This window comes from Peribacillus simplex, from assembly GCF_900156045.1.
Lineage (GTDB): Bacteria > Bacillota > Bacilli > Bacillales > DSM-1321 > Peribacillus > Peribacillus simplex_D.
This window is the reverse complement of sequence record NZ_FTMX01000002.1, coordinates 413,556-439,134: the sequence shown is the minus strand read 5'-3', so window position 1 is coordinate 439,134 and position 25,579 is coordinate 413,556. Positions and strand designations below refer to the sequence as shown.

The following is a 25,579-nucleotide window of genomic DNA, read 5'->3' as shown; positions in this document are numbered from 1 at the left end:
TTTTAGTTTTAGAAAAGGTAATTTACGTTATAGTGGTTGTCATTTGAGCAATTATTAAAATCGAAGCTACTGTTCCCTAACTGGACTGTGGAAGAAAATGAAACGATTAGTCACAATGATAATTGTAGCAGACCATCTGCTCACCATCTTGCTCACACTAACCCCTCACAGGTCATCAACTGCCAAAGGCTCAAATCCTTGATATAATCGGGGATTGGGTCTTTTTTATTGGCTGTTTTCACATACTTTGTTGCTATTTACCAAGTAAAGCGGTGTGGTTGATTTTCCCTCCAGATGCTCGCTTTCCGCGGGGCGGGCGGTGAGCCTCCTCGGCGTAAACGCCTGTGGGGTCTCACCTGTCCCGCTGCTCCCGCAGGAGTCTCGCACTTGCGCTCCAATCAACCTTAAATCGTTTAGTTTTTAAAAACAACAATCTTTACGAAAAGAGCCTTTTTATTTTTCATTTATTATTCCTGTGTGTTAATGCATTGCACAAAGTTGCACGTGACGGTGAATCGTTCGTTGCATGACATTACCCGCTTTGGTACACTATGCAGAAGTGCATTTCACTTTGATAGCTAGGATTTACTTCGAGTGGCATAGATAAGATGCATGATTATTACATAAATCATTATCATACAAAACCTTAACGACTTAACAATTTAAATGTGTTTCTAAGAAAAGGCCATCTGTTCCCTCATACAGCAGGAGTTGTATGGGGGCTTGTATTTTATCAAGAATTTTCTGTTTAGATGACTATACAGTAATAAAATAAGGAGGAAGCGATGAACAATTATAAATTGACCATTCAATATGATGGCGGGCGCTATAAAGGCTGGCAACGACTCGGTAATAGTGATGATACGATTCAAGGAAAAATAGAAAATGTATTAACGGAAATGGTGGGGGAAAAAATCGAGATCATCGGATGCAGCAGAACGGATGCCGGTGTACATGCCCTTGCTCAAATCGCCAATTTTAAGATTGGTGAAAATCTGACTGAAGCTGAAATCATGAATTATTTGAATAGGTATTTACCAAGAGATATCAGCATTGTCGAGGTTAGGCTAGTTCCTGAGCGTTTCCATGCCCGTTATAATGCTAAGGATAAAACCTATTTGTATAAGATCTGGAACGAGCCATATACAAATCCTTTCATGCGAAAATACAGTATGCATGTAGAGAAAAAGCTGGATATCACAAGAATGAAAAAGGCATGTCAACATTTTATAGGTGAACATGATTTCACGGCATATTCAAATGCAAAGTCCAAGAAAAAATCCATGGTGCGTGAAATATATTCCATTGATATTGAAGAAAATGCCGGATTCATCCAAATTACAGTACGTGGCGATGGATTTCTTTATAATATGGTTAGAAAGATTGTCGGGACGTTGATAGAAGTTGGGTTGGGGGAAATAGATGCTGAAAATATACCAAGCATTTTAGAGTCAAAAGAAAGAATCCAAACGGGCCGTATGGCGGAGGCAGCTGGGTTGTACTTGGTGAAGGTTGATTTTTAGAATATTGATGCATCGGTTAACGCATGTAAGTGTACAGGCAGTAGATAAAGGGAAGTAATAGGGAAGAATGGTAAAGGGGAATAGAACGAAAAAGGAGAGATTTTCATGAGATTAGCAGGAAAGAAAATAATCAGTCTTGTGCACCATGATTTTGAAGATTTAGAGCTCTGGTATCCGATTTTACGATTAAAAGAAGAAGGAGCGATTGTTCACCTCGCGGGAGAAAAGGCGAATGAATCATACATTGGAAAATATGGTGTACCAGCTATATCTGATTATGAGTATGGCAGTATTAAAGCTGAAGAATATGATGCCATTCTTGTACCGGGGGGATGGGCACCTGACAAAATTCGCCGGTTTCCCGAAGTGATATCACTTATCCAAAGCATGGAAGAAAATAAAAAACCCATCGGGCAAATTTGTCATGCTGGTTGGGTGTTGATCTCCGCTAAAATTTTAAAAGGGAAGAATGTGACAAGTACACCGGGCATTAAAGATGATATGGAAAATGCAGGGGCGACTTGGATAGATAAGCCCGTTGTCGTTGATGGTAACCTTGTATCAAGCAGGCGTCCGCCTGATCTGCCGGATTATTTAAGGGAATTGATAAACGTGATTGAAAAAAGTTAATTCATAATAGGCTGAAAAAGTGGTTTTTTCTTCTGGAAAAACCACTTTTATTTTTTGTTGCCATCCAATTATTCAATGCGATATTAACAAAATTGATTAGATATTTTTAAATCTTGTTTATGATTCTCGCTGAAATGCTAAGGATTATTCCCTTGAGTAATCCTTAATCAAATCAATATACAAATTTCCTTTTGTCCCTACGACAGCATACGAGATATTAAAAACAGCAAGATTTCTTTTTTTGAGTTCAGAGATTAACCACTCGTCATCGTAGGTGTGTTTGGATAAGTTTTCATATAAGATCTTCCCGTCATAGACCAGTTCAATCGGTACAGTTCCTGCTGATGGCAGTAAAGGTAAATCCTGCTTGGTCGCATTTTGGTATTGTTCTTTTTTTAATACAGAAAGGGAACCATTGATCTCTAAAATGGCACATTCCACTTCATCTATGTAGAAGATATCTTTTCCACGCAAAGCCTGTTTAAGAGAATCCAGTGAATACCCCATTCGTTCCATTGACTCTTCGAGAATTTTCCCTTTTTGAATTACGGTAACAGGTTCTCCGGCGATCCATTTCCCGAAGCGCGGATTTCGAACCGCTAGAAGATTCAGCATAAAAACGACGGTACCCATAATAATGATTGCTATGATAAAATACAGGAATTTAATTTTAATATTGAATGCTAGATTACCTGCAATTGTCCCCAACGTAATTGAAGCGATATAAAGGTGGTAAGTCCTCTGGGCAATCGTCTGTTTACCGAGGAGATGGACAAATATCCATAATAAAATAAAAGAGGTAATGGTTCGAAAGATGATTTCAACAGCTTCTGACATGACTATATCTCCCTTACAAAACTCCCTGCAGTTAGTTTGTGATAGTATGTTCTTGCACTTTGCCGTTTATTCTGTAACTAAAAATCAGTCTTTGAATTTGAATCCCATCTTGCATGAATCGATAGATTGATTCAATGGGTGCGATAGATCATGAATATTTGTTTCAATAAATCCATGGATATGTTTACTTAGTATCGATTAAGAAATTTCTTCGAATAATAGTATCAAAATACATTTGCACGGGGGTATGTTTTGAGAAATATTCGGGAAATTTTCATTGACGATTTAAAAAGCATTTATAAAAATTTCTTTGTTTGTATCGTAGTAGTTTTTCTCATGTTCATCCCTTCCATTTATGCGTGGTTTAATATTGTCGCATCTTGGGACCCGTATGCAAATACGGAGGGAATTCTTGTCGGTGTTGCCAATAATGATAAAGGTGCGGAGTTAAATGGCGAAGCCGTGAACATAGGCAAGGAAGTCATAGAGGGGTTAAAGGAGAATAAGGATTTAGGCTGGAGATTCACTTCGGAAAAAGAGGCAAAAGCTAAGGTGGAAAAGGGGGATTTTTATGCATCCATAATCATTCCGGAGAACTTTTCCGAACATATTGCGACAATCATGACCGATGACCCTAAAAAGGCGGAGATTGATTACTATGTGAATGAAAAAATAAATTCCATTGCTCCTAAAATTACGGCAGCGGGTGCAAACAGCATTGTGGACAATGTGAGCAAAACCTTTATCAAATCGGCCAGTGGGAGTATCCTTGCAATCTTTAATGAACTGGGAATCACATTGCAAAACGAGTTGCCGACAATTCAAAAAATGAAGAATATGGTGTATTTATTAGAGGGTCAACTGCCTGAGCTTGAACAAAATATCAAAACCGTTCAAACACATGTTAAAAAGGCTGAAGATATCATTAAGAAGGTCAATGATGGATTGGATTCAATAGAAGGAATAACGTTGCAGAAGGACAAATTGGTATCGGACGTTTCTAGTTATGTAGATTCAACAAGGCAGGCATTCGAAGGAATCAATTCCATCTTGAAAAATGATATCGCGAACATCAGGAGCGATAATGAATCCGTTTTAGTCCTGGCAAACAGGTTAACGGGTCAGGATTTGCCTGACAATGAGTCGAATCAGCTAGTGGAACAAGGGGTAACGAGGCTAAATAAAGAGTTGTACCTTTTGGACAGTATGTATAATTTATTGGTGAGAGTCAATCAATTTAATGAGAAAAACTTGCTTCAGCCAGAAATACAGCTGGTTGATGAATTAAGGGATAATACTTCGAACCAACTTCAAGCGCTGAATAACCGAGCCTTCGGCAATCTTATCGAACTTGGCGGGAACAATGATCAAGTTTTGGCAAGCTTCCAGGAAAGTTATTCAAAGGAAACAGGGCCAAAATTCAATGAAATCTGGAACGAAACGGAATCAATATTGAATAATGTCCAGGTCACGATGGCGGAGGGAACCAAGGTTCTTCCTGAGGTGAGGATGCTGTTGAATGAGACCAATCGAACATTGGAAACACGTACAGGGGATATCGATAAGTTAATGAATAAGTTTCCGGAAATCGAAACGAAAATAAAGGCACTAGCTTCTAAAATGAGGGAAATCGATAAGACTTATGATTTGGAAGAAGTGATCGATTTCCTAAGGAATGATATTGAACAAGAAAGTGAATTTTTTTCAGAGCCAGTGCTGCTCAATAAACACAGTCTCTTTCCGATTCCGAACTATGGATCCGCCATGTCCCCTTTCTTTACGGCACTTTCCCTTTGGGTTGGCGGTACAATATTGATTTCCATGCTTAGCGTGGGCGTTTCTCAAAAAGTCTACAGCCCGTATCAAATTTATATCGGGAGATATCTTATATTTTTCATCATTGGGGTAATGCAGGCTCTTAGTGTTTCTATTGGGAATATCATCCTTATCGGTGTTTATGTAGCGGATAAATTTGAGTACATCCTGTTTTCAGTTCTGATAAGTACAGTATTTACACTCATTGTCTACACCTTCGTTTCCGTTCTTGGAAATGTTGGAAAAGGGATAAGCGTCGTCTTGATGGTCCTTCAAATATCAAGTTCAGGCGGCACTTTCCCCATTCAAGTCACACCGCCCTTTTTTCAACATATTAACCCTTTCTTGCCATTCACCTATGCTGTGGGATTACTTCGTGAATCTGTTGGGGGAATAACATGGAGCGTAGCTGGCAAGGACATTTTTATCTTGATTCTCTTTTTAATAATCACGCTCATATTAGGTATCATTTTGAAAAAGCCACTGCATGCAAGGACACAAAAAATGAAGGATAAATTGTATGGAAGCAGGATTTTTTAAGGGTATAAAAATGGATATTAAAATTAGCCTGAACCCTTACAAGGGCTCAGGTTTTTTATTTGCTGAATGGAATTTTCCCGTATGCATTTTTATGTAAGTTTGGAATATTTATCAATACAATGACAGTTGAATGGAAAGATACCGATAAATTAGAATTTTTGCATTTTTATAGTTGACAAAAACCATTGGATTAATCATTATTAAGAAATAATGTTTAGTAAATCGATGCGATATAAAAGTGGGGTGACTTTATGTATTTAACAATAGATGGCATTGAAAAAAGTTTTAAGAATGAAAAGAAAGAAAGCATAAAGGTGCTCGATAAGATAAACATAGAGGTCGAGAAAGGAAGCTTCGTTTCGATCGTCGGCCCTTCTGGATGTGGTAAATCCACACTCCTTTATCTGATTGCCGGCCTTGATAAGGCAGATGCAGGTGAAATACGTGTAGCTGGGAAAAAAGTGATGAAGCCAGGTCCGGAACGGGTCGTAGTATTTCAAGAGGCGGGGTTATTTCCTTGGTTGACGGTACTTGAAAATGTTACATACGGATTGAAGTTAAAGAAAATTCCCAATGAAGAGGCTAAAGCCAAAGCATTGGACATTTTAAAAATGGTTCACCTCAGCCGATATGTTGACTCCTATCCACATCAACTATCAGGGGGCATGAAACAGAGGGTAGCCATCGCAAGAGCGTTGGTGATGGAACCGGATATCCTGTTGATGGATGAGCCATTCTCTGCGCTGGATGAGCAAACGAGGATGGTCTTGCATAAAGAACTGCTCGAGATCTGGAGAAAAACTAAAGTGACAATCTTTTTCGTTACCCATAACATTCGTGAGGCTGTTCAGCTTTCCGAAAAAATTATCGTCTTTGCAACCCGTCCCGGGAAAATTAAAGAGACGATTTCCGTCCCTTCCATGAAAGATGGAGTTATGCCGGATAGTGTAACTTTGCATACAGAACAAAGGGTTCTATCGATTTTACAGGAGGAAATTGAAAAAGTGCTGAAGGAGGAAATGGGGAATGATTACAGCTTTAAGACGAATCATATTCATCGCGATGATAGCGGGGATATGGGAAGTCACATCTAGACTTTCCAGTCTTCCGGAATTCATGTTCCCAAGCCTGACCCAGGTTTTGGAAACATTGTTTAATGGACTGATGAGCGGACAAATAACTGAAGCCATCGGAAAAAGCCTTGGCCGTATCCTGATCGGCTTTACGATTGCCATTATAGTAGGTCTTATATTAGGATATTTCATTTGGCGCTTTAAATTGGTTGAAGACACTTTAGGATTCGTCGTGACGGCATTACAGTCCATCCCGAGTATCGTGTGGTTCCCTTTAGCAATCATTTGGTTTGGATTGAATGATTTTTCGATTCTCTTTATTGTCACCATCGGCGCGACTTGGACGATGACGGTTAATGCAACAAGTGGTTTCCGGAATGTCCCCCAGTTGTATCAGAGGGTTGCCAAAACATATGGATCGACCGGGTTTCATTTTCTTCGCACCGTGATTTTACCAGCATCCGTCCCGCAAATAATATCCGGTCTCAGAATTGCATGGGCCTTTTCCTGGCGTGCACTGATGGCAGGTGAATTACTTGGCGGGGGAGGCGGTCTTGGACAATTGCTGGAAATGGGCAGATCACTGGGACAAATGGATTTGGTCATTTCCGTGATGATCATCATCGCCATCATCGGAACAATCGTGGATAATGTCGTCTTCTCCCGCCTTGAACGTAATGTTCAACTGAAATGGGGAGTGAAGTAACGGTAGTTTAATAAAATAATAGTCCAAAAGGAGAGAAAAATATGCTGAAAAAATCATTTTTTGCCCTTATTTTGTCTGTGTTGTTAATCGGAATAGTAAGCGGATGCACTCAATCCAGCAGCAATGATGAAGAAGGAGAAGGTTCGGGGGGGAAATCCGTGAAAATTGGATATTTTCCTAACTTAACCCACAGTGCAACGATCATTGCACTCGAAAAGGGCTTTTTCGAAGAAGAGTTCGGTAAAGATGTTAAGATTGAAACCAAGACAGTGGCCAATGGCGGATTATTCATGGAAGCAATGGCTACAAACGCCATTGATGTCGGAACGGTCGGGCCTGGTCCATTGCTTAACTTTTACGTAAAAAACCCTGAATACCACTTGATCTCCGGGGCTGTTAATGGAGGTGCCGTACTTGTGGCTAGCGAGGGCAGCAAAGTTACGGATTTAAAAGATTTGGGCGGTAAAAAGGTAGCGATTCCCGTCATTGGAAGCACACAGGATGTCATGCTTAGGAAGGCCCTTCAAGATGTTGACTTAAAACCGACTACGAATGGGGGGACAGTCGAGCTGTATGCAGCAGCACCTGCTGACACAACCGCACTTTTTGTCCAAAAATCTGTCGATGCAGCAGCAACCCAGGAACCATGGGGTTATGTATTGGAAAACCAGGCAAAAGGAAAGTTATTGCTTGACTGGGATCAATTTGCATGGGGGAAAGATTCACCTAACACGGTAGTGGCTGCAAGCCAGAAGTTCTTGGATAAAAAGGGGCTCGCTGCTTCTTATTTGAAGGCGCATGAAAAAGCGGTGAAGTTTATACAAGACAACCCTGAAGAAAGCCAAGAGCTGGTTATTAAGCATCTGAAGGAACTGACTGGAAAAGAATTAAGTAAAGAAGAAGTGGCTTCAGCATTTTCACGCCTTGAAGTGACAACTGAAGTTAATGAGCAAGTCATTCAGGAAATGGCAGACATAAGCAAAGAAGCTGGTTATATCCCTAGCAATGATATAAAAGGCATGATCGATTTATCAATTCTTGAAGAAGTGTCCAAATAAGTTGAAACAAGCAAGCGCCTCAGCCATCCTGGCTTTGGCGCTTTTTTTGTAATCAGGTCAAGGCTGAAATTCCATCGTATTGCGCCTGGGATCATAATCATACATATAACCACGGCAGGTCATGAATTCCTCGTTATGGGCAGACTTGATCCAATGCTTGGATAACATGATCAACCTCATCCCAGGAATGGATGGTAGCGCCTGAAGCCAGTGAATGTCCTCCACCATTGAATTGACGTGCGACTGAAGCGATGGGAATATTCCGTGAACGTATCCTGACACGGATTTCAGAAGGATATTCGATGAAGAAAGCCCAGATTTTATTGCTCCTGACATTCGATAGTGTATTAACTAAATTCGAGGCTTCTATTCGATCCACGCCATACATATTTAACAGATCCTCCGTAATAATGAAGTAAGCTACCCCTTTATCGGTTACATTGAAGCTCATGAGGATGTCCGTTTTTAGTCTTGACGCGTTTTTAGTCTTTATATTAAGGCTGTTATGGATTCTTTCTGGATGAATATTATAAGTTCTTAAGTGCGAAACCATTTTTAATGTCCTGGAAGTTGTATTCCCATTCATGAAATTACCTGTATCACTAAGTATTCCTGCATAAAATGATTTAGCCGCTTCTTTATTCATGATAAAGCCTTCTGGAAATTCCAAGAATAAATCAACAAGCATTTCACTGGCAGAGCTATAAGAAGGGTCGACCCAAGAAAGATCACCAAATTGCTCATAATCGGGATGGTGGTCAATTTTGATTAGCATGTCCCCGTGGTCATATCGGGTATCACTGATCCGAGAAATGTTGGCAGTATCACAAACAATCACTAAGGCACCTTTGTATTTCTTATCGGAAATGACATCCATATCACCAATGAATAGAAGCTTATCCACTTCCTCGCCTACCGCATAGACTTCTTTAGAAGGATTGGAATGCTTCAATAGCTTCTTTAAACCGATTTGTGATCCCAATGCATCCGGATCCGGATGAACATGGCGATGAATGATAATAGTGTGGTATTTCTTAATCGCTTCGATTATTTCCGCTTTTTTATTGTCCATATCGCCATCTCCTTTTAATCTTTCCTAGTCTGTCGAGCGGTAATCGATAGTATGAAAAATTCTTATATTGACAACTATGCATATTCAATCATCCCATGCCTCACGAATAAAGGCAATTTCCGATTACCCCGGATTGAGGGATGTATTTTTATATTAAACGGGAAGTATGTTAAAGCGTATTTCAGTGGAAGTAATGAAAACACCCGAACAAAATTATTGCAAAATTCAAAAAATAAGACTATACTTAATTTACCAAACCGATGACAGCAAGTTACCTTGCTGCATGGCCGGCTTGTCATAAAACTGGAATCCATAAAAATTGACTTGGTTCACTTGATCTTCCTTTGCAGGAAGACAGTTCGTGGATAAGGGTCAGTGAAACATTCAATGTAATGACATTGTTGGTTTTACTGGCTCTTTTTTGTGTATCCCGACAGTTTGAAAGGGGTGATGATATGAATGGAGCTTTGGAAGGAGTCAGGATTATCGATGTATCCCGTGTTTTGGCGGGGCCGTATTGTTCAATGATTCTCGGTGATTTGGGTGCCGATGTTATTAAAATCGAGCATCATGAGGCAGGGGATGAAACGAGAGGATGGGGTCCGCCATTCGCCCAAGGAGAAAGCGCTTACTATTTATGTGCCAATCGAAATAAGCAAAGCATGACCTTGAATTTAAAGTCGGAACAAGGGAAAGAGATCTTCCGGAAGTTGGTGTCTTCAGGGGATATCGTGATTCAAAATTTCAAGACAGGCACGTTGGATAAAATGGGGTTGGGTTATGAGGATTTAAAGGAATGCAACCCCAAACTGATCATGGCCTCGATTACGGGATTTGGTTTAACCGGACCTTATAAAGATTTGCCTGGCTATGATTATATCATTCAAGCGATGAGTGGTTTGATGAGCATCACAGGGGAAAAAGATGGAAGCCCGGTGAAGGTCGGGGTGGCCATAGCTGACATATTGACTGGCTTGTATACATGCATTGGCATTTTATCCGCATTGCATCATAGGGATAAAGCGGGGGAAGGACAGGAAATTGATATTTCGTTAATGGATTGCCAGGTTTCTTCATTGGTGAATGTCGCCAGCAACTATTTATTCAGTGGCCAGACCCCTGCACGAATGGGAAACCAACATCCCAATATCGTCCCATACCAAACGTTCCGGACAAGTGATGGGGAGCTTGTTGTGGCTGTAGGAAATGATGATCAGTTCAGGAGGTTTTCAGCTGTTATAGGCAGACCTGATTTAGCAGAGCAGGAACAGTTTAAGCATAATGAAAAACGTTTGCTGAACAAGGAAGGATTAATACCGATAATAGAGGATTTGTTGAAAGGAAAGACAAAGAAAGAATGGAAAAGGCTATTTGATGATGCAGGGATACCCAATGGCCCGATTAATGATATCGCAGAGATGTTCGATGACCCGCAAATTATCGCAAGGGGCATGTTGGTGAACATGGAACATCCCACAATCGAAGATCTTAGAGTGACGGGATCGCCACTGAACCTTTCAAGAACGCCGGTTACGATGAGAAAGCATCCGCCACTGTATGGTGAGCATACCGGTTCCATTTTGGCTGAAATTGGATATAGTCCAGACCAAATAAGCAAATTCAAGGAAAATAAAATTATTTAGGAGGAATATTAATGATGAATTTCGAATTAACAGAAGAGCAGCAAAGTGTGAAGAAAGTGGTAAGGAAATTTGTGGATAAGGAAATCATCCCATACATTCAAGAGTGGGATAGGCAAGGTCAATTCCAGCCGCATATTTTAAAAAGGTTAGCGGAATTGCAGTTGATGGGCGTTTGTATACCTGAAGAGTATGGTGGAGTCGGAATGGATTATAATACCCTTGCCATCGTTTGTGAAGAGCTGGAACGAGGCGATACGGCTTACCGAACTGCAGTTTCTGTACATACAGGGTTAAATAGCATGACCTTGCTGCAATGGGGGACGGAAGAACAAAAACAGAAATATTTAGTACCGCAGGCAAAAGGGATCAAAATTGGCGCTTTTGGGCTGACTGAACCGAATGCAGGGTCTGATGTTGCGGCAATGAAATCAACGGCAAAACGTGTTGGGGGCCATTATATCTTGAACGGTTCAAAAACATGGATTTCGCTCTGTGATTATGCAGATCATTTCCTCATTTTCGCCAAGACGGATCATGATGCCGGTTCAAGGGGAATCACTGCTTTTATTGTGGAACGGACTTTCGAGGGAGTGGAGTCGAAAGCCATCAAAGGTAAATTAGGAATTCGTGCAGGGAATACAGGCGAAATCTTTTTAACGGATGTAAAAGTTCCGGTGGAGAATAGGCTTGGTGAAGAAGGTGAGGGCTTTAAAATTTCCATGTCGGCATTGGACAGCGGCCGGTTTACAGTGGCCGCAGGTGCTGTAGGGTTAATAGAAGCAAGCCTGGAAGCAAGCTTGAAGTATTGCCATGAACGAAGTACATTCGGAAAAGAGATTGGCAGGCATCAGCTCGTTCAACAGATGATTGCCAAGATGACCGCAAATTTAGAGATTTCCAGATTGCTGGTCTTTAAAGCGGGTACCTTGAAAAATCAAGGAAAAAGGAATACGAAGGAAACATCACTTGCAAAGTGGATATCATGTAATGCTGCTAACGAAGCGGCCAATGATGCTGTTCAAATTCATGGTGCCTACGGCTACTCGGATGAATATCCAGTGGAACGTTTTCTGCGGAATTCAAAAGCCCCGGTCATTTACGAAGGAACCCGTGAGATTCATACTGTAATGCAGGGCGAATACGCACTTGGCTACAGACAAGATAAAGAGCTTCGTAAGCAATTGCCTGCATGGCCCTTCGAGCAAGTTTCCGTCCATTAACTATAGATAGAGGAGATCAGATGATGAACACATACTTCATTGCAGGGCATGCAAAACTTCCACAAGGGATGGCAGCGAGAAATATATATGATTCCATCACGATCACGGTAGAGCTTGACTTTAAATATGGTGTAATAGTCGAGGCTTCCTGTACACTTGCTACAGAACATGGCAGGGAATTCATTCGTCAACTGCTGCGCGGTTATTGCCTGAAAGATGGTCTCGAAGAATTGATTGATCGTGTACAAATGCATTATCGTGGGAAGGCTGGTCAAGCCATTCAAGCAGGGCTGAAGGATGTGTATGCACAGTTCGAATTGGTCTCCGTTAAATAAGAGAAACTGGAAGGATCCTACCGTATGTAAAAAGGGTAGGATCCTTTTTTATAGGTTCAGGTACATGGCAAATAAGTCCACTATCATTATAAATGACAGTGTTTTTTATTTTTTAGGAACTGGACATTTGAATGGATATATCGATCGTTGTTTTTAAAACGAAACGATTTAAGGTTGATTGGAGCGGAAGTGCGAGACTCCTGCGGGAGCAGCGGGACAGGTGAGACCCCACAGGCGTTTACGCCGAGGAGGCTCACCGCCCGCCCCGCGGAAAGCGAGCATCTGGAGGGGAAATCAACCACACCGCTTTACTTGGTAAATAGCAACAAAGTATGCGAAAACAGCCTTTTAAAAACACAAAACTCGCCCAATTTACGACGAGTTTGTGTTTTTTTATAGAAATTGGACTTTAAAGTGAAGCTTACTATCCAGTAAAAAATATTAGTTGTACATTAAAACGGAACCATGAAACTAGAAGCACCGTCTCCGTCTATTGCGAAAGTTATTGCCGCAAAGCCAACTGCAGTGGTTTCTGTTGGAGCGCCTTCGTCTGCTGCAAGTGGACCTCCTCCTGCTGGTGCGCCTTTGTCTACGGCAAGTGGACCTCCTCCTGCTAGTGCGCCTTTGCGTGCGGCAAGTGGACCTCCTCCTGCTAGTGCGCCTTTGCGTGCGGCAAGTGGACCTCCTCCTGCTAGTGCGCCTTTGCGTACAGAAAGTGGACCTTCTCCTGCTAGTGCGTCTTTGCGTGTTGCGAGTGGACCTCCTCCTGCTAGTGCGACGTTTAGTGCTTCTGCGGCGGGAAGTTCGCCTATTATTGTTGTTTTTACGTGAAGAACGGCCTTTTGAACATGGGTCATTATGCATAAAATCGCCTAACCCGAAGGAATTGGCTCTATCCACCGCAACTTGTATATTTCGAATGATGTCAGACATATTTATTTATCCCCCTTTCTATACGTTAAACTATGCGCTTGTACGTAATATGCCAGAGATAATAGCACAATTTTTAATAAATTTTTTTTGGGGTGACACTCCTCGCTTCTTTACATAATTTAATATGAAAGTGAACGTGAAAGGGAAGGGTTATATGAATTCTGACAAGAAGCTGCCTGTGTACCAGCTTTTTATTCCACCAGTTAATTTAATGGAACTTCGCAGAGATATATGGTGCAATGATCCTTTACCGGCAAAGTTAACACTTAACAGAAAAAAACTTGATATTGATATTGTTTACCGTGGCTCACATATCCGCGGTTTTCGCAAAAAATCCTATAATGTAGTCTTTTATAAACCTAATACTTTTAGGAATGCCAAGGAAGTTCATTTAAATGCCGAATATAAAGATAAATCTTTACTAAGAAATAAATTATCTTTAGACTTTTTTGCGGATATAGGCACCTTATCACCGAACTCCCAGTTCGTTTTCCTGAATCTGAACGGAAAGGACGAAGGGATCTACCTAGAATTGGAATCGGTGGATGAATATTATTTGAAGACAAGGGGGCTGCCCAAGGGTGCCATTTTCTATGCAGTGGATGGTGATGCCAATTTCTCATTGATGAGCGATTTGGATAAAGGAATCAAAAAATCATTGGAGATGGGCTATCAAAAAAAATGCGGGACAGAAAAGGATGAATTATATTTACAAGAGTTGATCCTCCAAATCAATACAATTTCAAGAGTGGATTTTGAAAAGGAAATCGTAAAATATGTTGATGTGGAAAAGTACCTGCGCTGGCTGGCCGGTGTCATATTCACGCAAAACTTTGATGGGTTCGTTCATAACTATGCCTTGTATCGAAATGGAGATACTGGACTCTTTGAAATGATTCCATGGGATTATGATGCGACATGGGGAAGGGATGTTAACGGGAAAGTGATGGAAGAGGATTATGTGGGAATCGAGGGATTCAATACATTGACTGCTAGAATCCTTGATGTAAGGGGATTTCGTGTCCGGTACAAAGAACTTCTAAAGGAGATTTTGATCAATCATTTTAACGTGGGCTATATGGAACCTATCATTCACGAAATGCATGATCAAATAAGACCTTATGTTTCAAAAGATCCATATATCAAGGATAATATTGTGGAATTTGATAATGAGCCCGCATTCATCCTGAAATTCATTGAGGCCCGTGCAACGTATATAAATAGCCGTCTGCATAAATTGGATTGATAATTCCTTTCCTTTAGTGATGGAACAATGAAAAATATGACAGCAGGAGTGTTGAAAGAAAAGCATTCCTGCTTTTTTCTATACGATTCCATTTGCTTTTCTATACTATTACAGCTATGTTTGATAGAAAGATATAATCTAAAGTAATGAAGGATGGGAATGGATTGACTATTCATAGCCACAAACCGGCATATATATATACGTTTACATGCAGCCCTGACGAACGCTCATTATCTAAAATGGAGATGCGCTCGTTCTTTGGCTTTGAGACTTCGGGAAATATTTTGAAAAGTGATATAGCAATTGAACCGAGCAGAAGCCCTTTTATAAAAGGGCGGGTCGACGTCATGTTTGAAGGGGAAAGCATATCCGAAATCGTTGAGCAAGTAAAAGGTATTCATTTGCCTGATTCGACTTTCAAAGTATTATTCGTAAAAATTAATGATTTGAATAAAGAAGCAAAAATAGATTATGATGGACAGCGAGAAATTGAACGGGAGATTGGCTGGCATATTCAGGGGGATGCAGATGTGCGTAATCCTGATCAGGTATTTGGAATCGTGACCCTTGGCGGACGTTGGTATTTTGGAAAATATGTCAAACCTGAAGCGGTTTGGTTAAAACATATGAAGAAGCCCCGTGAATATTCAACAGCGCTTAGCACAAGAGTGGCGAGGGCCATTGCCAACATAGCCGTTCCGCATCCGGATGGAGTGAAGGCAATTGATCCATGCTGCGGAATTGGAACGGTATTGGTAGAAGCCCTGTCGATGGGGATCAATATTGATGGCCGGGATATCAACCCGCTTGTTACCGACGGTTCCAGGGAGAACATTGCCTATTTCGGACTAGAAGGTGATGTAACTACAGGTCCAATTTCGGAGGTCACCAGTAAATATGATGTAGCGATTATCGATATGCCGTACAATTTATATACACATGCGACGCCGGAAGATCAGCTAGCTATCCTTAAACATGCCAGAGGTTTTGCTGACAAGGTCGTCGTCGTAACGATCGACACGATGGATCATATGATTGAAGAAGCAGGATTTGAAATTGCCGATCGCTGTGTAGCGAGGAAAGGCATTTTTTCCAGAGAGGTTGTAGTGTGCGTCTAGACTCCGTCTACAAGAAAAGGCTGAAATCTTTAATGATTCCAGCCTTTTTTGATGTCATTTAGCTTGATAATGTACTACATTTTCAACGAGTTGTTTCGTGATCTTCCCCTGATATTCTAAATAATCCAAATGGCCAATTATTTCTGACATGACGAGCGGGAATTCCGCTATATACTTTTGTTTGTAAAACTCCTTTGCCAGTTCATTGCCGGTAGAAATTCCGGATTCTATCAAGTTCAGGATTTTTTGTGATTTTCTCTCTATGCTGTTGAGTCTTTTTTCAATCAGATGACCAGGTTGTTCAATGATGTTACCATGACCAGGAAAGAGGAGATTCACCTGTAATGCTAAACATCGTTTTAATGAATCGATATGATCTACAAGAGTCAGCATTCTATTACCGTTTTCATCAGGTTCGATCAAGGCATTGCTTGATATATGTTCAATCAATAAATCACCGGCAAGAAGCCGTTTCCCTTCCTGGTCAAGGAAAGCAATTTGATCCGGGGCATGCCCGGGAAATTCGATCACTTCAAAATTCAGCCATTGTTTTTCCGTGATTGCGATGATGTCACCATTCAATTTTTGATCTTTATTATTATCGATCGCGTTGAATAGGTAAGCCACTTGTTTATCTCCCAGTTCACCACAGCCCATCTCAATGTAAAGCTGCTTATAGAATTCAATTCTCATACTTAAGAAGTCAGGGTCCCTTTTTAAACGGGGAATGGATTTAGAATGGGCATAAACGGGAATCGGATGGAGTTCGGTAATCCGGTTGACCAAACCAACATGGTCTCCATGGTGATGGGTTAATAAAATTTCCGTGATATCTCCAACGGTAAATCCATTTTCGTTTAATGTTTGCTGAAGGGCATTCCAGCAGACGTCATCATTCATGCCTGCATCGACTAATGTTAAAGATTCATCCTGTTTAACTAAATAAAAGTTTATACTTTTTAAAGATAAAGCGCTTGGAGCTATGATTGGATAAATTTTAAATGTTGTATTCGTTTTCATGAACGTCCCATATCCTCCTAAATCGAGATAAACTTCATCTTGAAAATTGCTGCATTACTAATGACCGAATAGATTTAAAGGGTTATTATTCTATGATTAGTTGAATGAATTGAACCTGTCAAGCTGAAGCCTCCTTGTAATCGAGAAAATTAATAGTAGAATGATTGGAAATGGATGGTCTATTTATCTAGTTTATTTTAAAATTGAATAAACAAGCTAGTAATTTAGCCAATATTCTTATAATTAATTGTTGGGTAATGAAAACTGAAGGTGAAAAATGGTGCAAGAATACGTTACATGGAATGAAATGTTATAGGAGGGTTATGGTTTGAAGCCAAAAATTTATATTACAAGGAAATTACCGGAACAAATCATCGAAGGTCTTAGTCGGAATTATGATGTCAGGATGTGGGATCAAGAGGATATACCGGTCCCTAGAGAAGTCCTTGAAAAAGAAATAAAAGAAGTCGAGGGGCTGCTTTGCTTATTGACGGAACAAATCGATGAGTCACTGATTGAACGGGCGCCTAACCTGAAAATCATCGCGAATATGGCAGTGGGCCATAATAATATTGATCTTCGAAGTGCAGCAAAACGGGGCATCATGGTCACGAACACACCGGGGGTTTTAACGGAAACGACAGCTGATTTAACCTTTGGCTTACTGCTTGCAACGGCAAGAAGGATGATGGAGGCAGAAGATTATTTAAGGAGCGGAAGGTGGGAAACATGGTCGCCGATGCAGCTGACCGGACAAGATGTACACGGCGCAACGCTTGGTATAATCGGATTAGGCAGGATTGGGGAAGCCCTTGCAAAAAGAGCTAAGGGATTTGATATGAACTTGGTTTATTTTAATCGAAGCCGTAAATATGAACAGGAAAAAGAATTAGGAATTGAATATCAGCCCCTTGAAAAATTGCTCCAAATATCCGATTTCGTTTGTGTCATGCTGCCGCTCACACCGGAAACCACTTATATGATTGGCAAGGAGCAACTGGAATCAATGAAACGGACGGCTGTGCTCATAAATACCGCAAGAGGCGGGATTATCGATGAAAAGGCGTTGTACCAGGCGCTGGAAAACGGAGAGATTTGGGCGGCTGGATTGGATGTATTCGAAGAAGAGCCCGTCCCTGTGGATCACCCGCTGCTAACATTGCCCAATGTCGTTACGCTGCCGCATATCGGGAGTGCCAGCATTGCCACAAGATTGAAGATGGCAGCTCTTGCGGTACAAAACTTGATGGATGGATTATCTGGTGATACTCCGCGTAATTTAGTATTGTTGAATAAAACAAAATGACCCTGAAATGGGGTTCGGAATGTCCTCATCCCGAATCCCCTACACGATTTTAAAACAGGACTGCCTTAATAAATTGTAGAAATTTACGACACTCCTGCCAAATAACTGGCTAGCCGATACCCCCCCATGCGCTTGCTTTGATGAGGCTTGGCAAACGGTCGGTGGAAGGGAGCGGATTTCTGAAAACAACTGGCACATTTTTTAAAGAAAAAAACTGTAGGTAAACTGGCTTTTCTTCTAGTTTGTCTACAGTCTGAAATGACTCCAAAATGGGGTCATTTTTTATGGGGAATTGTTTGGAACTTTTATAGCCTTACTTTGGTTCGCAGTATCCTCAAATATATTTCCTGATATATGATTTGTCCTTTTAAGAAGGATTCAGGGTTTTGATGCATGTGCTTAATTGAGTGCTGGAGGGAAGAATCCAATTCAAGGGAAGCAAGCAAACTTATCGTAAATTGTCCGGATCTTTTGTAAAATAAAGAGAATCGAGTTTTATTCAGGAAAAACAAATAGTTGAAAGGGATAGGGTTTACAATGATTGAAGTGAAGGAAACGATATCATCAGGCAACGAAATGACTAAATCCAAAAGGCTGTTGATGGCTCTTATGCTGGGGTCTTTTGCAGCAATTGGACCACTGTCACTTGATATGTATTTACCGGGTCTCCCTACACTGGCGGAGGATCTGGAAAGCAGTACGTCTTTAGCTCAGCTGAGTTTGACGGCCTGCTTGTTAGGGTTGGCTTTAGGGCAAATTTATTTAGGGCCGCTAAGTGATGCAAAAGGAAGGCGGACACCGTTAATCATATCTTTATCCATTTATTGCATTTCCTCTCTGTTATGCGCTTTTGCTCCCACCATTGAATTGCTTTTATTATTACGTTTTATCCAAGGTATTGCGGGAGCGGGAGGCATTGTCATTTCAAGGGCCATAGTTCGTGACCTTTTTTCAGGATCGGATTTGACCAAGTTCTTCTCCATGTTAATGCTGGTGAATGGGGCGGCGCCGATATTGGCTCCGGTTTTTGGCGGTCAACTTTTGCAGTTCACGTCTTGGCGGGGAGTCTTCGTTGTCATTTCAGTATTAAGTATCATTATGGTTGCGGCCGCATTTTTTGGGATAAAGGAAACTTTAACGCCTAATCTCAGAAGTGCAGGTGGGGTAAATGATACTATCAGGACATTTGGGAACTTATTGAGAGATCGTGTTTTTATGGGCTATGCTTTTTCACAAGGATTCATAAGTGCCGCTATGTTCGCTTATATTTCCGGATCGCCTTTTGTTCTCCAGAACATTTATGGGGTTTCCCCACAGGTCTTCAGTCTGATTTTTGCAATAAACGGAATTGGGATCATCATCGCTTCACAAGTTGCCGGAAAGCTGGCAGGGAAGGTTAAAGAAGAAAAACTGCTACAAATGGGACTATGTCTAGCTTTGTTTGGGGGAATATTACTTCTTGCCTCAGTCCTTCTCGAAATTGGGTTGGCAGGAATCCTGGTCGCTTTATTCCTCTCCGTCTCCAGCGTCGGTATAGTCGGTACAACGAGTTTTTCTTTAGCGATGCAAAATCAGAAAAAAACAGCAGGCAGTGCTTCGGCTTTAATTGGCCTGCTTCCCTTCATATTAGGATCACTAATGGCTCCCTTGGTGGGACTAGGTTCAGGTGAGTCACCCTTGCCGATGGGAATTGTGATGGTAAGTTGTCATGTCATCGCCATGTGCGCTTATTTACTCCTTGCCCGCCGCGGGTTAAGGCGAGTTGCTTAAAAAGGAAAAGCTGAGATCCTGATGTGGATTTCAGCTTTTCCTTTTTGAATCATAATAGTGATTCTGCTCCATCGATATAAACTTCCGTGCCCGTAATATGGGAAGACATGTCTGATGCTAGAAATAATACGAGATCACCAGCTTGTTCGGTAGTCCCCGCTTTCTTCGCCAGGGGCTGAGAGCCTTCCGGATATTCAATGGGAATCGTGATTTTTTTTAAGTTTTCATCTTCCGGGAATGTATTATCGTGAATATTCGTATCGATGGAGCCGGGACAAATGGTATTTACTCGGATTTTATATCTTGCCAATTCGAGTGCAGCCATTTTACCGAAAGCGACTTGACCGGCTTTGGATGAACTATAAGCGGAAAAACCAAAATTCTTGAAAAATCGGTTTCCATTGATGGAGCTGTTGATTACGATGCTGCCTCCCGTTTCCTTCATGTAGGGAATGGCGTATTTAATGGTGAGAAAGGTGCCTTTGAGGTTGATGGTATGTGTCTGATCCCAATCTTCTGGCTTTATATCTTCTATAGGGGCAATCACTCCGTTAATGCCTGCGTTTGCAAATACAAAATCAATTTTCCCAAAATGTTCATGGGCTGTCTTGTAGGCATGTTCAACTTGCTCAGCCTTGGAAACATCCGTTTTAATGATTAAAGCCTCTCGACCAAGGTTTTCCACTTCTTCCTTCACTTTTTCGGCATTTTCGACTGTACGGTCAAAAAAGATGATGTTCGCGCCGTTTTCAGCTAGTTTCAGTGCGGCACCCCGGCCAATTCCCGATCCTCCACCGGTAATGATGGCAACTTTGTTTTTCATTAATTCTGTCATACACTTCACACGCTCCTTTTAAGTTTGCTTTCCCGTTAGGGAGTATGTAGAAACATCATGGCAGTGGTATTATAGAAAAATTATAAACGAACATTGCCTAAAAAATCCAATTTAAACAGTTACGAGTGTTCATTATACTTTGTTTTTCAGTGAAATGTCTGTATATTGAGGACATGATTACGTTAGCTTGAAAGGGGATAGAATGTTGATAAGATTAGGGATAATAGGTACAAATTGGATCACGGAACGATTTTTGGAGGCTGCAAAGCATGTAGAGGATTTATCGTTAACTGCCGTGTACTCACGTACAGAAGAGAAAGCCAAGGAATTTGCCAATAAATACGAAGTACATACGACTTTTACGAATTTAGAAGCCATGGCCGCCAGTGATGAAATCGACGCAGTATACATAGCAAGCCCTAATTCTCATCATTGCAGGCAAGCCGTGTTGTTTTTACAAAATAAAAAACATGTATTATGTGAAAAACCAATGGCTTCAAATGCGGAAGAAGTAAGGGAAATGATTGAGGCTGCAAAACAAAATGATGTTCTATTGATGGAAGCGATGAAATCGACCATCATGCCGAATTTTGAAAGTATAAAGGGAAATCTGGATAAAATCGGGAAGGTACGGCGTTTCTCGGGAAGCTTTTGTCAATATTCATCTCGATATGATTCGTATAAACAAGGCACTGTGCTGAATGCATTCAATCCTGAATTCTCCAGTGGCTCTTTAATGGATCTTGGTATTTACGTACTCTATCCGCTTGTTGTTCTGTTCGGTAAACCAAATAAGGTACAGGCATCAGGAACGATGCTTGAATCAGGAGTCGATGGGCAGGGTACGATTCTGCTTTCCTATGATGAAATGGAGGCAGTCGTCATGTTCTCCAAGATTACTGAATCCAATTTGCCTTCGGAAATTCAAGGTGAAGATGGAAGCATCATCATTCAGAAAATTTCAGGACCGCAAGCGGTTGATATTCAGTATCGGGATGGAACCACTGAAAATATTTCGGTTAAACAGGATATGCCTACAATGTATTATGAAGCGAAAGAGTTTGTTGAATTGATACAGCAGGGGAAAACGGAGTCCGATATAAATTCATATTCGAATTCACTATTGACTATGGAAATCATGGATGAAGCAAGAAAGCAAATCGGCATCGTCTTTCCTTCAGACCGCTTATAAGCATTTGAGTGGACATGGCCAATAAGGAAGGGTAAAAATGGATGTTACTGATAACCCGTAATTGGGTAGAATTCAGTACAGGGATAATTTTATTGTTGGAGGAATGGACATGAAATGCAAAATTAATCGTAATGCAGCAAAGGTCTTACAAAAAATGCTGAGCACTGAAGAAGCTGAAGGGAAAATGATTCGTGTATATATCACCCATATGCATGGCGATCATGCCCATTATGACATGAAACTAGATATACCGGCAGAACATGATGAAATCGTCAAAACAGGTAAAGATATCGATATTTTACTTGATTCACGTGAAGAATTTCTGGATGGTGTCTGGATTAAATATTTTTATGTACCTGAAGAAGGCTTTGAAATCACGAACCCTTCTAAAGAACCGCACGGACATCATCACCACTAAGAGTAAAGGGGGAGGATTGGCATGAATCAAAAATACGAAAAGATCTTTCAACCATATAAATTTCCATCTGGGGTAGAAGTGAAAAATCGTATCATGATGGCTCCTATGACCACTTATTCTTCGGATGATCAAGGCGTTGTAACCGATGATGAACTGGCCTATTACGCTGAGCGCTCGGCTGGTGTAGGTGCGGTGGTCACGGCATGTGCCTATGTATCTGCTGGAGGGAAGGGATTCCCGGGCCAGCTTAGTGCAGATGACGATTCCTTTATCCCATCCTTGAGAAAACTAGCCGAAACGATCCAATCCAATGGTTCCAAAGCGATTCTGCAAATATATCATGGAGGCCGTCAAAGTCCGCCGGAATTATTGCCTGATAACCAACCTGTTTCTGCAAGTGCCATTGCATCCAACGAGGAAGCACCTGTACCGCGGGAAATGAGTGAAGACGAGATACAATACGTCATTAAGGCATTTGGCGAAGCAACAAGAAGGGCCATCGAAGCAGGGTTTGATGGTGTGGAAATCCATGGTGCCAATACGTACTTGCTTCAACAATTCTTCTCGCCACACTCGAACCGTCGTACGGATAACTGGGGTGGAACACTGGGACAACGATTGATTTTCCCGCTTACCATTGTGAATGAAGTCGAGAAAACGGTTGCCGAGCATGCGAAAAAGCCGTTTATCATCGGCTACCGCCTTTCTCCTGAAGAAGGCAGCAATCCTGGAATCACTTTAGATGATACAATCCAATTCGTTGACAGACTAGCCAATCAAAACCTGGATTATCTACATATATCTGTAGGTCACTTCTGGAATGGCTCATTCCGTGAGAGTGATAGGACAAAGTCGCGCATCGTTAAAATTTACGATAAAGTAGGTAATCGTATCCCTGTGGTCGGTGTAGGGTCACTGCATACACCTGATGAAGTTGCGGAAGCAATGGAAACGGGTGTCCCTTTTATCGCCCTTGGCCGTGAGCTTCTTATGGAACCGCATTGGATTGAAAAAATCAGGTCTGGAAAAGAAGCGGAAATACGGACTACCCTCTCAAAAAAAGATCAGGATGAACTGGTCATTCCAGATCCGCTTTGGGAAAAGTTGATCGGGATAAAAGGTTGGCTCCCGGTTGCGGAGTGATTGTTAATGTCTTTAATAATATGTTACCCGTCCTCCAAAGGAGGACGGGTTTTGTATGTGTTCATATGAAACTAACAACTGGATGTAAGCCATTCATCTTTTGCTAAAAAAGTGAGATTGGTTCTGCAGAATCGATTTCATTTATTTTCGTATGTAATTGATTCTGGATTTATTCATTCTTCATAGTAAATACTATCTTTAATGCAAAGTTAATGTAGTCAAATATGAATGAAAGTAATATAATCATATTATTATTTGTACCAATGAATAAAATATATTATTATCAATTACATAAGTAGGCATGAAAATGGAGGGTTTGCAATGAAATTTCCACACGATTTTTTATTCGGAGCAGCTTCTGCTTCTTTTCAAATAGAAGGAGCATGGGATGAAGATGGTAAAGGTATAACGAATTGGGATGTCTTTTCAAAGATTCCAGGGAAAACATATGAAGGTACAAACGGAGATGTAGCGATAGACCATTATCATCGTTACAAAGAAGATATAAAATTAATGGCGGAGATGGGACTTGAATCGTACCGGTTTTCCATTTCATGGGCACGCATTTTGCCGACAGGTGACGGGGAAGTAAACGAAAAAGGCGTGGAATTTTATAATAATGTTATTGATGAATGCTTAAAATATGGGATTGTTCCATTTGTTACGCTGTATCATTGGGATTTGCCTTTGACGCTTGAACAAGATGGGGGATGGACGAATAAGCGAACAGCTGAAGCATTCGTCAAGTATGCGGAAATTTGCTTTCGTGCATTCGGAGACCGCATCAAACATTGGATCACGTTTAATGAAACGGTTATGTTTTGCGGTCTGGGCTATTTAAAAGGAGCGCATCCGCCTGGAATCCAAAACGATGAAAATAAATATTTTCAAGCGACACATTATGTTTTTTATGCACATGCAAAAACAGTAGAGGTATACAAGTCATTGAAGCATTACGGTGAAATTGGGATTACCCATGTTTTCCTGCCTGCTTACAGTATAAATGACAAACATGAGAATGTATTGGCTGCCCGGCATGCCAATGAATATGAAACTTTTTGGTATTATGACCCTATTTTAAAAGGTGAATATCCGGCTTATGTGGTTGAGCAATTAAAGGAAAAAGGCTGGACGCCAAGTTGGAGCGAAGAAGAACTGGATACGCTAAAAAGAAATGCGGAGAAAAATGATTTTATTGGACTCAATTATTACCAGCCCATTCGCGTGGAAAAAAATCGGGAAGCCGTTTCAAACATGGAGCATTCAAGAGAAACATCTACTCTAGCTCCAGGGAGCCCGTCTTTTGATGGCTTTTATCGGACCGTAAAAATGGATGATAAAACATATACAAAATGGGGCTGGGAAATCTCACCTCAAGGGTTTTTAGATGGGCTGCATATGTTAAAAGAACGTTATGGTGATATTAAAATGTATGTTACAGAGAACGGACTTGGTGATGAGGATCCGATTATCGATGGTGAAATAGTCGATGTTCCCCGTATTAAATATATTGAGGAACATTTAAAAGTGATTAAACGTGCAATTAATGAAGGCATCCATTTAAAAGGATATTACGCATGGTCTGTCATTGATCTATTAAGTTGGTTAAATGGGTATAAGAAGCAATACGGATTTATTTACGTGGATCATCATAATCAGTTAAACCGGAAAAAGAAGCTGTCGTTTCATTGGTATAAGCATATTATCGAGACGAGAGGAGAAGAGCTGTAAACTAAAAAGAAAACCTCTTGATTTTAATCAAGAGGTTTTTGTGTATATGTAGAGCCTGAGCCGAAATATGAAATTAGGTTTATAGAGCATGGTTTCCGGTATGGGGAATTAGTCCAAAGTTCAAACCTCCTGATTCGTAGTCTGAATCTCCGGCTTCAAATTAACTAGACTGGAAGTATGGTCCCGGATTGTAATGCAAATGTAAAAAAATGCAAAAAGTTGTAAACAAATGTTAACGTTACTAACAATGTACAGTTCTACGTTTTACTGTATAATGTTGAAGCGTGGTCGAGACCATGTCAAATAACTTAACAAAGGAGATTACATATGCCGATTAATTCTTAATTATGAAAAGTCCCCCGCATGGTTTGTCCCGTTGAAAAAACTACAATAGTTAGATTAATTTCGATCAAGC

22 protein-coding genes are annotated in these 25,579 nt (G+C 40.9%); 17 read left to right on the top strand and 5 right to left on the bottom strand.

All coding sequences use genetic code 11. From position 1 onward, the window contains the following. Positions 1-785 precede the first annotated feature (785 nt). A complete protein-coding gene (truA, locus tag BW986_RS08655; protein WP_076367043.1) occupies positions 786-1,523 on the top strand; it encodes a tRNA pseudouridine(38-40) synthase TruA in 738 nt (245 codons plus the stop codon). Between the two features lie 105 nt (positions 1,524-1,628). Next, positions 1,629-2,153, top strand: coding sequence for a type 1 glutamine amidotransferase domain-containing protein (locus BW986_RS08650; protein ID WP_076367041.1), 525 nt, complete (start codon positions 1,629-1,631; stop codon positions 2,151-2,153). A 144-nt stretch (positions 2,154-2,297) separates the two neighbouring features. Here the strand turns inward: BW986_RS08650 and BW986_RS08645 are convergent, their stop codons facing one another. Then, positions 2,298-2,990, bottom strand: a complete 693-nt coding sequence (locus tag BW986_RS08645) for a DUF421 domain-containing protein (protein WP_076367039.1) — start codon at positions 2,988-2,990, stop codon at positions 2,298-2,300. 252 nt (positions 2,991-3,242) lie between these two features. Between BW986_RS08645 and BW986_RS08640 the strand changes: the two genes are divergently transcribed. The 4 genes from BW986_RS08640 to BW986_RS08625 all read left to right on the top strand — a co-directional run bounded on the left by BW986_RS08640 (position 3,243) and on the right by BW986_RS08625 (position 8,182). Beyond that, complete coding sequence (locus BW986_RS08640; RefSeq protein WP_076367037.1) at positions 3,243-5,345, top strand: YhgE/Pip domain-containing protein; 2,103 nt, start codon at positions 3,243-3,245, stop codon at positions 5,343-5,345. A gap of 251 nt (positions 5,346-5,596) precedes the next feature. Continuing rightward, positions 5,597-6,439 (top strand): ABC transporter ATP-binding protein, encoded by an 843-nt coding sequence (locus tag BW986_RS08635; RefSeq protein WP_076367035.1) that lies wholly within the window; start codon positions 5,597-5,599, stop codon positions 6,437-6,439. Beyond that, entirely contained in the window at positions 6,372-7,124 is a 753-nt protein-coding gene (locus BW986_RS08630; protein ID WP_076367033.1) for an ABC transporter permease, read from the top strand. The genes BW986_RS08635 and BW986_RS08630 overlap by 68 nt, the downstream gene beginning before the upstream one ends. Before the next feature lie 41 nt (positions 7,125-7,165). Continuing rightward, positions 7,166-8,182 carry an aliphatic sulfonate ABC transporter substrate-binding protein gene (locus tag BW986_RS08625; RefSeq protein WP_076367031.1) on the top strand — a complete coding sequence of 339 codons (1,017 nt, stop codon included), beginning with the start codon at positions 7,166-7,168 and terminating at the stop codon, positions 8,180-8,182. Positions 8,183-8,315: 133 nt separating this feature from the next. Here BW986_RS08625 and BW986_RS08620 read toward each other — a convergent pair whose 3' ends face one another. Next, positions 8,316-9,254 carry a DHH family phosphoesterase gene (locus tag BW986_RS08620; protein WP_076367029.1) on the bottom strand — a complete coding sequence of 313 codons (939 nt, stop codon included), beginning with the start codon at positions 9,252-9,254 and terminating at the stop codon, positions 8,316-8,318. Between the two features lie 455 nt (positions 9,255-9,709). Between BW986_RS08620 and BW986_RS08615 the strand changes: the two genes are divergently transcribed. Genes BW986_RS08615 through BW986_RS08605 form a run of 3 tightly spaced genes read left to right on the top strand, consistent with a single transcriptional unit; the run spans position 9,710 to position 12,452 of the window. Then, positions 9,710-10,897 (top strand): CaiB/BaiF CoA transferase family protein, encoded by a 1,188-nt coding sequence (locus BW986_RS08615; RefSeq protein WP_076367027.1) that lies wholly within the window; start codon positions 9,710-9,712, stop codon positions 10,895-10,897. 14 nt (positions 10,898-10,911) lie between these two features. After that, the gene (locus BW986_RS08610) at positions 10,912-12,117 is read left to right on the top strand and encodes an acyl-CoA dehydrogenase family protein (RefSeq protein WP_076367955.1); all 1,206 of its coding nucleotides are present in this window, start codon (positions 10,912-10,914) and stop codon (positions 12,115-12,117) included. Between the two features lie 23 nt (positions 12,118-12,140). Beyond that, the gene (locus tag BW986_RS08605) at positions 12,141-12,452 is read left to right on the top strand and encodes a DUF3870 domain-containing protein (protein ID WP_076367025.1); all 312 of its coding nucleotides are present in this window, start codon (positions 12,141-12,143) and stop codon (positions 12,450-12,452) included. A gap of 452 nt (positions 12,453-12,904) precedes the next feature. On the opposite strand, the gene BW986_RS08595 is transcribed toward BW986_RS08605, so the two are convergent. Then, positions 12,905-13,309, bottom strand: coding sequence for a hypothetical protein (locus tag BW986_RS08595; RefSeq protein ID WP_076367021.1), 405 nt, complete (start codon positions 13,307-13,309; stop codon positions 12,905-12,907). A gap of 230 nt (positions 13,310-13,539) precedes the next feature. Here BW986_RS08595 and BW986_RS08590 point away from each other — a divergent pair, with 230 nt between their 5' ends. Beyond that, entirely contained in the window at positions 13,540-14,631 is a 1,092-nt protein-coding gene (locus BW986_RS08590; RefSeq protein ID WP_076367953.1) for a CotH kinase family protein, read from the top strand. 146 nt (positions 14,632-14,777) lie between these two features. Further along, positions 14,778-15,749 carry a TRM11 family SAM-dependent methyltransferase gene (locus tag BW986_RS08585; RefSeq protein ID WP_076367019.1) on the top strand — a complete coding sequence of 324 codons (972 nt, stop codon included), beginning with the start codon at positions 14,778-14,780 and terminating at the stop codon, positions 15,747-15,749. Between the two features lie 54 nt (positions 15,750-15,803). Here BW986_RS08585 and BW986_RS08580 read toward each other — a convergent pair whose 3' ends face one another. Further along, on the bottom strand, positions 15,804-16,769 hold the full coding sequence (locus BW986_RS08580; RefSeq protein WP_076367017.1) for an MBL fold metallo-hydrolase: 966 nt from the start codon (positions 16,767-16,769) through the stop codon (positions 15,804-15,806). Between the two features lie 328 nt (positions 16,770-17,097). On the opposite strand from BW986_RS08580, the gene BW986_RS08575 reads away from it, so the two are divergent. Both BW986_RS08575 and BW986_RS08570 read left to right on the top strand, forming a co-directional pair. Beyond that, positions 17,098-18,075, top strand: coding sequence for a 2-hydroxyacid dehydrogenase (locus BW986_RS08575; RefSeq protein ID WP_076367015.1), 978 nt, complete (start codon positions 17,098-17,100; stop codon positions 18,073-18,075). Between the two features lie 537 nt (positions 18,076-18,612). Then, positions 18,613-19,845, top strand: coding sequence for a multidrug effflux MFS transporter (locus BW986_RS08570; RefSeq protein WP_076367951.1), 1,233 nt, complete (start codon positions 18,613-18,615; stop codon positions 19,843-19,845). A gap of 49 nt (positions 19,846-19,894) precedes the next feature. On the opposite strand, the gene BW986_RS08565 is transcribed toward BW986_RS08570, so the two are convergent. Then, positions 19,895-20,680 carry an SDR family oxidoreductase gene (locus tag BW986_RS08565; RefSeq protein WP_076367013.1) on the bottom strand — a complete coding sequence of 262 codons (786 nt, stop codon included), beginning with the start codon at positions 20,678-20,680 and terminating at the stop codon, positions 19,895-19,897. 205 nt (positions 20,681-20,885) lie between these two features. Between BW986_RS08565 and BW986_RS08560 the strand changes: the two genes are divergently transcribed. From BW986_RS08560 to BW986_RS08545, 4 genes are all read left to right on the top strand, one after another. Continuing rightward, positions 20,886-21,872 (top strand): Gfo/Idh/MocA family protein, encoded by a 987-nt coding sequence (locus BW986_RS08560; protein ID WP_076367949.1) that lies wholly within the window; start codon positions 20,886-20,888, stop codon positions 21,870-21,872. Between the two features lie 109 nt (positions 21,873-21,981). After that, positions 21,982-22,290 (top strand): iron-sulfur cluster assembly accessory protein, encoded by a 309-nt coding sequence (locus tag BW986_RS08555; protein WP_076367011.1) that lies wholly within the window; start codon positions 21,982-21,984, stop codon positions 22,288-22,290. Positions 22,291-22,311: 21 nt separating this feature from the next. Next, on the top strand, positions 22,312-23,433 hold the full coding sequence (locus tag BW986_RS08550; protein ID WP_076367009.1) for an NADH-dependent flavin oxidoreductase: 1,122 nt from the start codon (positions 22,312-22,314) through the stop codon (positions 23,431-23,433). A gap of 321 nt (positions 23,434-23,754) precedes the next feature. Further along, on the top strand, positions 23,755-25,164 hold the full coding sequence (locus BW986_RS08545; protein WP_076367007.1) for a GH1 family beta-glucosidase: 1,410 nt from the start codon (positions 23,755-23,757) through the stop codon (positions 25,162-25,164). The last annotated feature ends 415 nt before the right edge of the window (positions 25,165-25,579 follow it).